Below are 12,852 nucleotides of genomic sequence, written 5' to 3'. Positions count from 1 at the left end.
GGTTCAGGCCTCCACCAGCACGGGCTGGCCAGTGGCGGCAGGCGCATCGGCCGAAGCCGCGGTGCCGGTTTTCTTGATTTCGTTCCAGCCCTGCGCCACGGGCTCGATCAGGCGCATGACCTCGAGCATCATCGCGTCGTCGTTGCGGGCGTTGGCCAGGATCAGGCGGCGCATGCAGTAGTCGTAGAGCGCGCCCAGGTTTTCCGCCAGTTCGCCCCCATCGACCTTGTCGAGCGAGGTGCTCAGGCCTTCCTCCAGAATGCGGACGGCTTTGGAGATGCCATTGACCTTGCCCAGCACGTCTCCGCGTGCCATGGAGCCACGTGCCGTGGCAATGGAATTGAGGACGCCTTCATACAGCAGACTGACCAGCTGGTGCTGGTCCATCGTGTGCATGCTGGTTTCCACATTGATACGCTGGTAAGCGTTGGCTGCACGGGGGCTGTAGGCGCTGAACATGCTGACAATCCTTCCGAGGTATTACTTAAGTTATCGGCGTGCGCCAGAAAAACTGAAGCCCCTGATTAACTAGTCGACTTGTTCCAGGCGGTGACCTGCTGAGAGATGTACGCGTTCAGGCCGTTCAAGCTGCTCAGTTGCGTATCCAGTGCGTTATAGCGCTGCGTGATGCGTTTTTCAAAGGCCTCCACCTTTTCATTCACCCGCGTCTGGTCCTTGCCGTTGCGCTTGAGGCTCATCTGCAAGGTGTCGTCCTTCGATTTGAAGAAGCCGTCATTGGCGAGCAGGGTGGTGGTCAGCGCCTTGAGCTGCACCGCAATACCGTTGGCAGAGCCGCCGCCCGTGTTGCGGAACAGATTTTTGACGTCATCCGGGTTTTCGGAAAGCGCCTTGTTCAGCTTGGTACTGTCCACTGCCAGATCCCCGCCCAGCTGCTGTGTGATGCCCACGTCAGCCAGGCGCTGAAACGCGCCCCCCCCGGTGGTGACCGACTGGATCGCGTTGCGCAGAGAGTTTTGCAGCGCGACCGTCGTGGAGTCGCCTTGCAGCAAGCCGGCCGAATTGGTCTTGGCGTCGTATTTCGTCGCCTCTTGCAGCAACTGGTTGATGGCGTTGTAAGCCTTGACGAACCCATCAATGTTGGACTTGACCGCCGCGTCATCTTTGCCGACCGAGATCTCGATCGGAGCAGTGGTGACCTGCTCTGCCTTGAAGGTCACGCCTGAAATCGTGGATGCAAAGGTGTTGGTACCCGAAGACACCGCAATCCCGTTGACCGTCGCCTTGGCATTGGCTGCCGCCTGCGTCACGGTGGTTCCCGCCACCAGGCGAGACAAGCCGGTCGCGTCGGTATTGCCCGCACTTTGGGGGTCGGTATCTCCATCCTCCATGACGCTGAGGCGAAAACCCGACTCTTCCCCCGTGCTCTTGCTGCGCAGCAGCAAGCGCTCGCCCGAGGCATCCGTCAGCACGGAGGCGGTGACACCTGCATTCGCGCCGTTGATCTTGCTGGCCACGTCCGACAGCTTGTCGCTGGCACTGATGGTGATGTCCACGGGCTGGCCACTCCCTGGCGTGAAGGACGCGGGCGCCACACTCCATTTGCCCAGCTCCAGCCGCAAGGTGCCTGACCCCAACGCGCCACCCACCGGCAAAAGTGCAGCAGAGGCCGTAGCTTGTGCCTTGGCCAGGCTTTGCACCTCCACACTGAAGGTGGTAGGCAAAGTACCGCCGACCGCAGTGGCCGATACATATTTGGAGTCGGACGAGGTGGTGGTGACCCCGTTCCAGCCGGTCACGCTGGTGAGCTTGCTCGCAGCATCCTGCAAGGTGGACACCAGCGACTTGATCTGCCCAAAGGCAGAAATCTTGGTATTGACCGTGGCCGCCTGCAGCTTGAGCGTGTCCAGGGGCTTTTTTTCCAGCGCGACTAACTGGGAGATGATGCTCTTGACATCAAGTCCGTTCGTGCCGACGCCTGGGGATGAAATGGTGGCCATACAAACCTCCTGAACTGGTCCAACGGAAATTATGGCGCCGAATGGCGATCAAGAACGTCCGTAAACACGCCAGGAAACCCGTCTTATTCCAGCGGTCCTGGCACCCGCCTTCCAGAAAGCCAAAGGGCGGCGACAGAAATCTGCCGCCGCCTGGGGTTCGCCAGGGCGCTGCAACGCCCTGGCTGCCATGCCCGCTGCTTAACGCAGCAGGGCCAACACGCCTTGGGGCAACTGGTTGGCCTGGGCCACCATGGCCGTGCCGGCTTGTTGCAGGATCTGCGAACGCGACAGGTTGGCTGTTTCTGCGGCGAAGTCGGCATCCAGGATGCGGCTGCGCGAAGAAGACAGGTTTTCCGACGTCACTTGCAGGTTGCTGATCGACGTTTCGAAGCGCGATTGCAGAGCACCGAGCTTGGCACGCTCACCGTTGATGAAGGCCAGGGCCGAATCCACAGTCTTGAGCGCGTTGGTCGCGTTGCTGAACGTGGTCACGTCCAGGTTGGCCACCGTTTGCAAGGCCGAGCCACCATTGTCCAACTGATTGCTGGTCGAAGTAATTGCGAAAGACTTTTCCGAGTCCAGCGTGATGTAACCACCGGTGTTCACGTTTTCCACCGTTGCTGCAGCAGAGCTCAGCGTCGTCGTACCGCCGTTGGCTGCACCAGCTGCGTCGTAGCCGGTGACCGTCACGTTGGCCGCATTGGCGTTGGTCGTATCGCCCACCACGATGTTGTTACCGGTGGCGTTGCTCAGGATGATCTGGGTGCCATCCGTGCTCAGCGAAGCATTGATACCGGTCTTGGCAGACTGGTCGTTGATGGCGGACACAGCAGCCGAGAGGCGGTCCGTGCCGGTGGCGGAGGTCAGCGTGAAGGACACGGTACGAGCCGCGCCAACGTTGTCACCTTCCAGCGTCAGCGAGTAAGAGCCAACAGCCGCCATACCACCCAGGCGCACTTCGGTGCGGGCCGTGGCCGTCACGCCGGTATCGGCCTTCAGGGCATTGATCTGGTCGGCCGTAGCCTTCGCGGTAGCGCTGACAGCCACGGTCAACGTCCCCGTACCCAGAGCGCCGCTGATGGCCACGGTACCCGTGGTCACACCGTTGGTGCCTGCGGTGGCTTGGGTGGCCGATGCGCCGATGCCCGAGCCGTTGGAGGCGACGTTCTGGTTGTTACCGTAGACGCTGGTGCGCAGATTGCCCGTGGCAGCCACGATGGTCTGGTTGGCATTGGCACCCACTTGGAACTGCTGCGTGCCGAAGCTACCGTCCAGCAGCTTGGAACCGTTGAATTCCGTGGTTTGCGAGATACGGTCCAGTTCGGACACCAGCTGGCCCACTTCCTGTTGCAGGGCCTGGCGGTCGCCAGCGCTGTTGGAAGCGTTGGCCGATTGCACAGCCAGTTCACGCACACGTTGCAGGATGTCGCCAGACGCCTTCAAGGCGCCTTCAGCGGTTTGCGCCAGGGAGATGCCGTCATTGGCATTGCGAACAGCCTGGTTCAGACCACGGATCTGGCTGGTGAAGCGCTCGGAAATCGCCAAGCCAGCGGCGTCGTCCTTGGCGCTGTTGATACGCAAGCCAGACGACAGGCGCTGGATCGACGTATTGAGAGAAGTCTGACTCATGCCCAGGTTGCGTTGGGCGGTGAGCGAGGCGATGTTGGTGTTGATGGTGGAAGCCATTGCAAATCTCCAGAAAAGAACTGACTGAATATGGCGTTACCGCCAGCCGGGGCGCCAGCACCGCGCTGGCCTCCTGGGTTCCCAGCGCTGCAGGCCATCTGGTGAACGGCGGGCCGCTTACGGACCGTTGCAATTGTTTTCGGGTCGCCGCCGGAAAACTTGAGGGGCAAACGCACAAGTTGTACGACTTTTTTGCCGCTTATCTCCTAAACGCCCAAAAGCAGCGTCTCCACAATTCATCCATCGTTCCCCCATTGACAGCCGGACGGGTGCGCTTGAACCGGCAAACAGATCCGTCTTGCGACGTTAAGGAGTTTCGCCATGGCAGCAACCATCAATACCAACATCAGCTCGCTGACCGCCCAGCGCAATCTGGGCACCAGCCAGGCTTCGCTGAACACGGCCATCCAGCGGCTTTCATCCGGCTTGCGCATCAACAGCGCCAAGGACGACGCCGCTGGCTTGGCCATCTCTGAGCGCTTCACCAGCCAGATCCGTGGCCTGAACCAGGCTGTTCGCAATGCGAACGACGGCATTTCGCTGGCACAGGTGGCGGAAGGCGCGATGGGCTCGGCCGGCAATATCTTGCAGCGGGTGCGTGAATTGGCGGTGCAATCGGCCAACGCTTCCAACAGCGCTGGCGACCGCCAGGCCCTGCAACAGGAAGTCGGTCAGTTGGTCGCAGAACTGGACCGCATTTCGCAAACCACCGAATTCAACGGCCAGAAATTGCTGGACGGCACCTTTGGTACGCAACAGTTCCAGGTGGGCGCCAACGCCAACCAGACCATCGTGGCCGCCACGGCCAACCTGCGCACCAATGTGTATGGCAACAACCAGAACGTAGCCTCCAATGGCTCGGGCATTGGTGCATCGGCCACGCAGGCCACCACGGGCACCAACGGGGTGACCACCGGATCGGCCGCCATCAGTGGCTACCTGGGCACCGGCACCCTGACCGTGGCTGTCAGTGCTACCGCGAAGGCGACGGCCGACCAGATCAATGCGCTGCAGGCCTCCACCGGTGTGACGGCCTCGGCCCGCACCGAAGTGCGCCTGGGCGGCATGGCCGCTGCAGGCTCCTACTCGCTGACACTGGAAGGCGACAACGTGGGCGCGTCCCGCACGGTCTCCTTCACGCTGACCTCCGCCACCGGCACAGACCGTCTGTCCCCCGCTGTATCGGCCATCAACGAGCAATCGGCCAAGACAGGGATCAACGCCTCGTTGAATTCGGACGGCACCCAGATCATCCTGACCAACGCCACCGGGAACAACATCGTGATTGGCGACACCGTGAACGCCAACGCGGCAGCGGTCACCGTCACCGGCTACGACGCCGCGGGCGCCAGCAACGGCACGGCCCAAACTCTGGCTGCGGATGCCAATGTGGAATTCGTCAACACGGGCGGCTACATCACGCTGGACTCGGAAAAGTCGTTTGCCGTGACCTCGGCCAGCAACCAGTTGGACAACGGCGGCTCGACCCTGCACACGGTGGCCAACCTGGACGTGACCACGTTCACCAATGCCACCGACGCCCTGAAGACCGTGGACTCGGCCCTGGCCTTCATCAGCGGCGAGCGCGCCAAGCTCGGTGCCATGCAGTCCCGCTTTGAGACCAGCATTGCCAGCCTGCAGATCACGTCCGAGAACCTCTCGGCATCACGCTCGCGCATTCAGGACGCAGACTTCGCGGCAGAAACGGCCAACCTGTCGCGCGCCCAGATCCTGCAGCAGGCCGGCACGGCGATGGTGGCCCAGGCCAACCAGATCCCCCAGGGCGTGCTGTCGCTGCTCAAGTAACAGCCAACGCGCCGAAGGAACAACGACAAAGGGGCCCAACGGGCCCCTTTGTACATGGCACACTGCCGCATCCCGCCCATTTGCTCGTAGATCGGTCGCAACGTGCAACCCAAACACCCCGAACAGGACGAGGCCCGCCTCCAAGCCGCGCTCACCGCCGCCGACTGGCCCCTGCTGACCCGCCTGTGCCGCCATGCGCTTCGAAAAAGCGGACGCAGCCTCGCTGCGCACCGCCTACTCGGGTTCTCACTGAACAAACAGCGCGAGTTCGGCGCGGCCCTCAAGGCCTATCAGCAGGCTGTCGTCCTGTGGCCCAACGATGCCGAACTGCTGATCAACTACGCCAACGTACTCATTGAGCAAGCCCGCAATATTGACGCGCTCCCCCTTCTGGAGAAAGTCTGCAAGCTGCGCCCTCGGCAAGCCATTGGCTGGATCAAGCTGGCCGAATGCTGCTACCTCCTGACCCTGCACGACAAGGGTTTTGACGCAAGCCAGACAGCCGCTGCACTGGCCGAAACCTTGCACGACCGCGTCGCTGCGCTCATGCAAAGCGCCATCCACCGGCGCGAGCTGGGCCAGGTGCGCGAGGCGGTCAAGGACTGCGAGACGGCCATCGCCCTGCGCTACAACGACCCTGGCAACTACACCAACAAGCTGTTGTTCATGCTGGCCGATCCCCAGGTGGACGCCGCACAGCTGTCGGCGGCCGCACGGCAGTACGGCGCTGTGTTCGAGCCGCCGCTGCGCCCAGAGTGGCCCGATTTCCAGGAGCACCGGGGCTCGCCATGGCAACGCCTGAAGATCGGCTTCCTCTCCCCCGACTTCCGTGTGCACTCGGTGATGTACTTTGTGGAGGGTCTGCTGGCGCAACTGGACCGGCGGCAGTTTGAGGTTTTCGCCTTCTATCTGTTTCCACGGGACGATCACGTCACCGAGCGGGTCCAGCGCCACGCCGACCACTTTGTGCCCCTGGCCGGCTTCAACCCCCAGCAACAGGCCGAGGCTATTCGCGCCCAGGGCATCGACATCCTGATCGACCTGGCGGGCCACACCGGCAACAACGGGCTGTTGACCCTGGCCCACAAGGCGGCGCCGGTGCAGGTGTCCTGGCTGGGGTTCCCGGCCACCACAGGGCTCACGGCCGTGGACTACAAGTTCACCGACGAGATCACCGACCCGCCCGGCGCCGACGCGCAGTACACCGAGCAGCTCTACCGCCTGCCCACGCTGTTCGCCTGCTACCGCCCCATGAGCCGCAACCCGCTGTGGCGCTACCAGCCGCGCTACCAGGTGCGCCCGGCGCCCGCGCTCACCAACGGCTTCATCACCTTTGGCTCGTGCAACAACCTGGGCAAGCTCACCGACGAGGTACTGGCCCTGTGGGGCCAGGTACTGGCGGCCGTGCCAGGGTCGCGCCTGCTGATCGAAGGCAAGAACCTTGACCGCCCCGATTTTGCGCAGGCCTACCGAGAGCGCTGCGAGCGACTGGGCCTGCCCCCTGGGCAGGTCGACCTGGTGGCTCAGCGCACCGACAACCAGTACCTGACCTACCACCGCATCGACATCGCGCTCGACCCCTTCCCGCTGACCGGCGGCACCACCACCTTCGACGTGTTGTGGATGGGCCTGCCCATCGTGTCGATGGTGGGCGAGAGCTTCAAAAGCCGCATGGGAGTGGGCCTGCTGGCCTACCTGGGCCGCACCGAGTGGCTGGCCGAGACGCCCGAAGACTATGTGCGCATCGCCAAAAGCCTGGCCGCAGACGTAGAGGCGCTGAACACACTGCGGCTGGGACTGCGCGGCGAGGTGGAGGCCTCGGCCCTCATGCGCGAGGACATCTTCAACCACCACTTTGCGGAAGGCCTCCGTGTGATGTGGCTGCAGTGGCTGGCCAAGGCCGAGCACCCGAACAACGCCGAAGCCCAGGCACAAGCGATACAGGAGTGGCTGCCCCAGCTGCCTGAGGAATGGACCCATGCACCCGTGCCCGGCGTGGGCTTGAAACCCGGCCAGCGGGTGAGCCTGCACGAGGCCCATCAGCGCCTGCAGGACCTGGTGGAAAAAGCCAAGGCCGCCACGCCCCCCGCGTCCGCGACCACCACCGAGCACCAGATCACCGACCGCCACTGGATCGCCGTGACCGAACTGGCCGAAACCGTGCTCAGCGCCGTGCCCCATGACCCCTTGGCCCTGGCCTGCCTGGCAGAGGTGGAGCATGCTCACGGCCACACCGAATTTGCCGTGACCTACCTGCAACATGCCACGCAGGCGATGGGCATGGGCTCCGCTTCAGCCGCCTGACGCCCGGGGCGCCCGGCAGCAGGGGCTGCCTGCCCCGACAGTTACTATCAATTTAATAGCTATTAGCGCTTACCCATCAAGCGCCGGAGCCTATTTTTATTCAAATTTCCGCCTTTGAGACTACCGATCACTCCTTGCGGCGCAGAAACCCGTGCGGCGCCACCGTGACCTGCAGGCGCTGCTCCATCTCGGCATCCACTTCGAATTCGGCGTGCCCGGCCAGCCACTGGTGCGCCGCCGTCTTGGGGTTGTTGCCCACGTCCCAGGGTCGGTCGGCAAAGAACTTGGGCGGCATGTCTTCCACAAAGGTATCGAACACCACACAGTAGCTGCCGGGAGTGACCAGCGGCGCATAGGCATCGAGTTCGCCCAGCACATGGTCGTGCGTGTGCATGGAGTCCAGGCACACCAGCACGCGCTGGTAGCCCTTCGCAAAGTCGCGCACCTGCTGCACCACGTCGGGCGCCACGGCCGAGCCCTGGACCATGGCGATGCGGCTGGCCATGGGGTGGGCTTCGATGGCGGCGCGGTTGTGCGCGCGGATGTCGATGTCCACGCCCAGCACCTTGCGGCGCGAGGCGCGCGGGTCCATCGTGGTGCCCGCCTCGATGGCGTCGCTCATGTCCAGTAGCGCCAGCAGCGAGGCGCTGAGCACCAGTGAGCCACCATGCGCGATGCCGGTCTCGATGATGAGGTCCGGCCGCACGCGCCACACCAGCTCCTGCATGGCCACCATGTCCTGCGGGTACTGGATGATGGGCCGGCCCATCCAGTCGAAGTTGTAGACGTACTGCCGCTGCATCGAGGCCTGCAGCCAGTCGCGCGACAGGGTCTGGAACGCGGTGTCCTGGGCATAGCCCGCAAGGCGGTCGCGGCGTTCCTGGGCAAATTGGTCAACGGGGTTCATGGCGGGGTTACTCCAACAGGATCGGTCACAACGGAAGCGTCGTTCAGCAAAAGGTCATCGGCCAGCACGGCGCGGGGTGCCACACCCCATTCACCCCGCAGGCGTTGCACGTTGATGGGGGGAAACGCCTGCAGCGGTGCCTGGGCATCCACCTCCACGGTGCAGCCCGTGCGCGCCTGCAGCCAGGCCAGCCACTGGGCATGGAGGGTCTGGCGGCCGCTGGCCACGTTGTAGGTGGCAGCACGACCCGCCAGCGCAATGCGCGGCAGCCATTCCAGCAGGTCGTCGACATGCACATAGTCCTTGGCGGACTGCGGATCGGAGCGCAGCACGATGCGGCCCGCCCGGGCCTGGCCCACCAGGTCGGCCACCAGGTTGCCGGAGGCCGCGTCCATGCCCGGCCCGACCACGTTGGACAGACGTGCCACGCGCACCCCGGGGCGCCCGCAGGCATGGCACAGCGATTCGCCGGTGAGCTTGGTGAGGTTGTACAGGTACGAAGGGTCGCCCGGCAGCACGGCCAGGGGCGCGTCTTCGTGGGTATCAGCCGCCCCCATGTAGACGCGGGTGGATGACAGGTACAGCAGCGAATCGAACTGCGCGCGCCGCAGCACCTCGGCCAGCAGGCCCACATGGGCGTCCACGGTGTCGAACGGGCGCGCGCGGAAATCGGCGGTGAGCCCCACGCAATAGATCACGTGGCCCAGCGGGCGGGTGAACACCTCGGCATCGCCACGCGTTGGCGCCCACACGGTGTGGCCCTGGGCCTGCAGATGCGCCACCAGGCGGCTGCCGATGTAGCCCGTGGCGCCCAGCACGGTGAACGTCGAAGGAGGCGCACCCGTCACTGCCGCTCCCCCACAGCCACCAAGGGCTGGCCCGCATACACGGTGTACGCCAGCAGCTCACCGCGCACGATGGAGCCCGCGCCCACCACGCAGCCGCGCCGCAGCACGGCGCCGTCGAGCAGCACGCAGTTGGCGCCGATCCATACGTCGTCCTCAATCACGATGCCGCCCTTGCTGGGCAGAAAGCCCTGCTCGCGGATCAAGCGGCTGCGGTCGGCATAGGCATGGTTGACCGGCGCAAAGGTGCAGTTGGCGGCAATCGCCACGTAGTTGCCGATGTGGATGCCATTGCCGGTGTAGAGCACGCAGCCCGCGTTGATGACCACATGTTCGCCCACCAGCAGGTCGCCACTGCCGCCCGCAGGCTTGACCTTGACGAAGCTGTCGATCACCGAATGCGCGCCCACCACGATGCGCGTTCCGCGCACCGAGTCTTCGATGTCGGCCAGGTGCGAGACCTTGGCGGTGGGATGGATCTCGATCACCTAGAACACCTCCAGGCGGGGCACGGCCACCACCATCTGCGCGCCCCAGCTGCGCGTGTAGTCGAGTTGCTCGGCCACCTCGCTGCGCAGGTTCCAGGGCAGGATCAGGATGCGCTGCGGCTTGTGGGCGCGCAGGTGCGCCTCGCTCACCACCGGGATGTGGCTGCCAGGCAGGTACTGGCCCTGCTTGGAGGGGTTCTTGTCCACGGCATAAGGCAGCAGATCGGGCCGCACCCCCGCAAAGTTGAGCAGGGTGTTGCCTTTGGCGGCCGCGCCGTAGGCGCCCACGGTGATGCCGTCGGCCTGGCATCGCAGCAAAAATGTGAGCAGCTCGCGCTTTACCCGTATGGCCTGAGCCTGGAAATCGCTGTAAAAACCTGCGCCCAGAATGCCGGCCGTGGCCTCGGTGGCCAGCAGTTGCTGCACGCGGACGGCGCCTTCGGTCGTGGCCTGAGGGTGGCCGTGAGCGTCGGCGCGGGCGGCAAACACCCGCAGGCTGCCGCCGTGGGTGGGCAGCTCCTGCACATCGATCACCACCAGGCCGTTGGCCGCAAAAATGCGCTGCACCGCCGTGAGCGACAAATACGAGTAGTGCTCGTGGTACGCCGTGTCGAACTGGCACCCCTCCACCATGCGCAGCAGGTGCGGAAACTCGAAGGTGGCCACGCCATGGGGCTTGAGCAGCCGCGTGAAGCCGCCCACAAAGTCGTTGATGTCGGGCACATGCGCCAGCACGTTGTTGGCGGCGATCAGGTCGGCCTGGCGGCCGGCGGCAGCCAGCTCATCGGCCAGCGCCACGCCGAAGAAGCGCTCGACCACCTCGATGCCCTTGGCACGGGCGGCGGCTGCGGTGCTGGCCGTGGGCTCCACGCCGTAGCAGGGGATGCCGACCGCCTGCACGTACTGCAGCAGATAGCCGTCGTTCGATGCGACCTCGACCACGCGGCTCGCGGCGGTGAGCACCAGGCGTTCGCGCATTGCCTCCACGTACGCATTGGCGTGGGCCAGCCAGGACGATGAGAACGAGCTGAAGTACGCGTAGTCGTCGGTGAACAGCGCCTCGCGCCCGGCGTGGTCTTCGGTCTGTACCAGCCAGCAGGTCTCGCACACCAACAGGCGCAGGGGGAACCAGGTCTCGGGCGCGCGCAGGGCGGCTTCGCTCAGGTAGGCGTTGGACGGGGGCGCGCTGCCCAGGTCCAAAAACGGCAGTTGCAGCGGGCTGCCGCAGTGTCGGCACTTCACAGGCGCACTCCTTCGAATTCTTCGGTCATCCCGGGCTGGCCTGCGTCGCGGGGCGACATTTGCCCCACCGGCAGCGGCCAGGCAATGGCCAGGCGCGGCTCGAGCGGGTGCAGACCCGCCTCGGCGGCGGGCGCGTAGGCCGCAGAGTGGCAATACAGCAGCTCGGCATGGTCGCTCAGCGCCTGGAAGCCATGGGCAAAACCGGGCGGGATCAGGAGCGCGTTGCCGTTGTCTGCCGATAAATGCTCGGCATGCCACTGCAAAAAGGTGGGCGAGCCCTGGCGCAGGTCCACGGCCACATCCCAGACCTCACCGCGCAGGCAGCTCACGAGCTTCATCTCGGCGTGTGGCGGCTTTTGGTAGTGCATGCCACGCACGGTGCCTTGGAGCGCCGTGTAGCTCTGGTTGATCTGGGCGATGGGCGCCGTCCAGCCGGCACCCGTCAGCTCCTCGGCGCAGAACATGCGGGAAAAAAAGCCGCGCTCGTCTACCAGGGGCTGGCGCTGCACGCGGAACAGCCCCGCCAGCGGCAGCGGCGCCAGGGCCAGGCGGCTCATGGGCGCGCCTCCCAGGCGTCGATGTCGGCCAGGCACAGCGCGCGGGCATCGGCGCCGCCGTGTTGCTGGCGGTACCAGTTCATGGTGCGGGCCACGGCCGTGTTCAGCGCCCAGTGCGGGGCCACGCCAAGCACCTGGCGGGCCTGCGCGGTCTCCAGCGCCAGCCAGCCAGCCTCGTGCGGCCCATCACTCTCTTTTTCATAGCTGGTTGCGCTGGATGGATAAGCGCTAGAGGCCAATTCAATGACATTTTTGACCGTGGCTGCCTCGTGCGGCAGCGGACCAAAGTTGTAGGCACCGGCCAGCGCGGGCGATTCCCACAGGCGCTGGGCCAGCCGCAGGTAGGCGGCCAGCGGCTCCAGCACATGCTGCCAGGGGCGCGTGGCCTGGGGGCGGCGGATGTGCAGGGTCTCACCCTTTTCCCAAGCGCGCACGGCATCGGGCAGCAGGCGGTCTTGCGCCCAGTCGCCGCCGCCAATCACGTTGCCCGCGCGGGCGGTAGCCACGGCCACGCCCTGCGCGGCTAAAAAAGAATCGCGGTAGCTGGCGGTGATCAGCTCGGCGGCGGCCTTGCTGGCGCTGTAGGGGTCGTGCCCGCCCAGGGCGTCGTCCTCGCGGTAGGGGTAGGCCCATTCACGGTTGCGGTAGACCTTGTCGGTGGTGACCACCACGGCCACGCGCACGCCAGCCAAGCCGCGCAGGGCATCGAGCAGATGTGCCGTGCCCATGACGTTGGTGGAAAAGGTGTCGAGCGGCGCCGCGTAGCCAGGCCGCACCAGCGCCTGCGCGGCCAGGTGCAGCACCACCTCGGGCCGAGCGGCGCGCACGCGCATGGCCAGGGCCTGGGGGCTGCGGATGTCGCAAAAATGGCGTTCGGTGCCCTGCTCCACCCCGGCGAGGGTAAAGAGATTGGGCTCGGTGCCCGGCGGCAGTGCCACGCCGGTCACCTGTGCGCCCAGGCGCTGCAGCCACAGGGCCAGCCACGCGCCTTTGAAGCCGGTGTGGCCGGTGAGCAACACGCGCTTGCCGCGCCAGAAGTCGGGGTCAGGGCGCATCGTG

The 12,852-nt window shown here is 65.1% G+C and carries 11 protein-coding genes; 2 read left to right on the top strand and 9 right to left on the bottom strand.

The features are described from left to right. Window positions 1-3 precede the first annotated feature (3 nt). From fliS to ASE39_RS23295, 3 genes are all read right to left on the bottom strand, one after another. Window positions 4-459: a flagellar export chaperone FliS gene (fliS, locus tag ASE39_RS23305; protein WP_010466047.1), complete on the bottom strand. Its 456-nt coding sequence runs from the start codon at window positions 457-459 to the stop codon at window positions 4-6. A 65-nt stretch (window positions 460-524) separates the two neighbouring features. Then, window positions 525-1,958, bottom strand: coding sequence for a flagellar filament capping protein FliD (gene fliD, locus ASE39_RS23300; RefSeq protein WP_057272669.1), 1,434 nt, complete (start codon window positions 1,956-1,958; stop codon window positions 525-527). Window positions 1,959-2,156: 198 nt separating this feature from the next. Beyond that, a complete protein-coding gene (locus tag ASE39_RS23295; protein ID WP_010466051.1) occupies window positions 2,157-3,644 on the bottom strand; it encodes a flagellin in 1,488 nt (495 codons plus the stop codon). Window positions 3,645-3,965: 321 nt separating this feature from the next. On the opposite strand from ASE39_RS23295, the gene ASE39_RS23290 reads away from it, so the two are divergent. Together ASE39_RS23290 and ASE39_RS23285 are read left to right on the top strand one after the other, a co-directional pair. Continuing rightward, window positions 3,966-5,450, top strand: coding sequence for a flagellin (locus tag ASE39_RS23290; RefSeq protein ID WP_010466054.1), 1,485 nt, complete (start codon window positions 3,966-3,968; stop codon window positions 5,448-5,450). Window positions 5,451-5,552: 102 nt separating this feature from the next. Beyond that, entirely contained in the window at window positions 5,553-7,754 is a 2,202-nt protein-coding gene (locus tag ASE39_RS23285) for an acetylglucosamine transferase (protein ID WP_057272668.1), read from the top strand. A 127-nt stretch (window positions 7,755-7,881) separates the two neighbouring features. Here the strand turns inward: ASE39_RS23285 and ASE39_RS23280 are convergent, their stop codons facing one another. Genes ASE39_RS23280 through rfbG form a run of 6 tightly spaced genes read right to left on the bottom strand, consistent with a single transcriptional unit; the run spans window position 7,882 to window position 12,848 of the window. Continuing rightward, window positions 7,882-8,661: a cephalosporin hydroxylase family protein gene (locus tag ASE39_RS23280; RefSeq protein ID WP_140426865.1), complete on the bottom strand. Its 780-nt coding sequence runs from the start codon at window positions 8,659-8,661 to the stop codon at window positions 7,882-7,884. After that, window positions 8,658-9,509, bottom strand: a complete 852-nt coding sequence (locus ASE39_RS23275) for an NAD-dependent epimerase/dehydratase family protein (RefSeq protein ID WP_057272667.1) — start codon at window positions 9,507-9,509, stop codon at window positions 8,658-8,660. The genes ASE39_RS23280 and ASE39_RS23275 overlap by 4 nt, the downstream gene beginning before the upstream one ends. After that, window positions 9,506-9,994, bottom strand: a complete 489-nt coding sequence (locus ASE39_RS23270) for an acyltransferase (protein WP_057272666.1) — start codon at window positions 9,992-9,994, stop codon at window positions 9,506-9,508. Before ASE39_RS23270 ends, ASE39_RS23275 begins: the two co-directional genes overlap by 4 nt. Further along, on the bottom strand, window positions 9,995-11,236 hold the full coding sequence (locus ASE39_RS23265) for a class I SAM-dependent methyltransferase (RefSeq protein ID WP_057272665.1): 1,242 nt from the start codon (window positions 11,234-11,236) through the stop codon (window positions 9,995-9,997). Beyond that, the gene (locus ASE39_RS23260; protein WP_057272664.1) at window positions 11,233-11,793 is read right to left on the bottom strand and encodes a dTDP-4-dehydrorhamnose 3,5-epimerase family protein; all 561 of its coding nucleotides are present in this window, start codon (window positions 11,791-11,793) and stop codon (window positions 11,233-11,235) included. The genes ASE39_RS23265 and ASE39_RS23260 overlap by 4 nt, the downstream gene beginning before the upstream one ends. Next, window positions 11,790-12,848 carry a CDP-glucose 4,6-dehydratase gene (rfbG, locus tag ASE39_RS23255; RefSeq protein ID WP_057272663.1) on the bottom strand — a complete coding sequence of 353 codons (1,059 nt, stop codon included), beginning with the start codon at window positions 12,846-12,848 and terminating at the stop codon, window positions 11,790-11,792. Before rfbG ends, ASE39_RS23260 begins: the two co-directional genes overlap by 4 nt. Between the last annotated feature and the right edge of the window lie 4 nt (window positions 12,849-12,852).

Origin of the sequence: Acidovorax sp. Root267 (assembly GCF_001429215.1) — a bacterium.
Lineage (GTDB): Bacteria > Pseudomonadota > Gammaproteobacteria > Burkholderiales > Burkholderiaceae_C > Acidovorax > Acidovorax radicis.
Note: the sequence above shows the minus strand (reverse complement) of the source record. Positions and strands in the feature narration are given on the sequence as shown.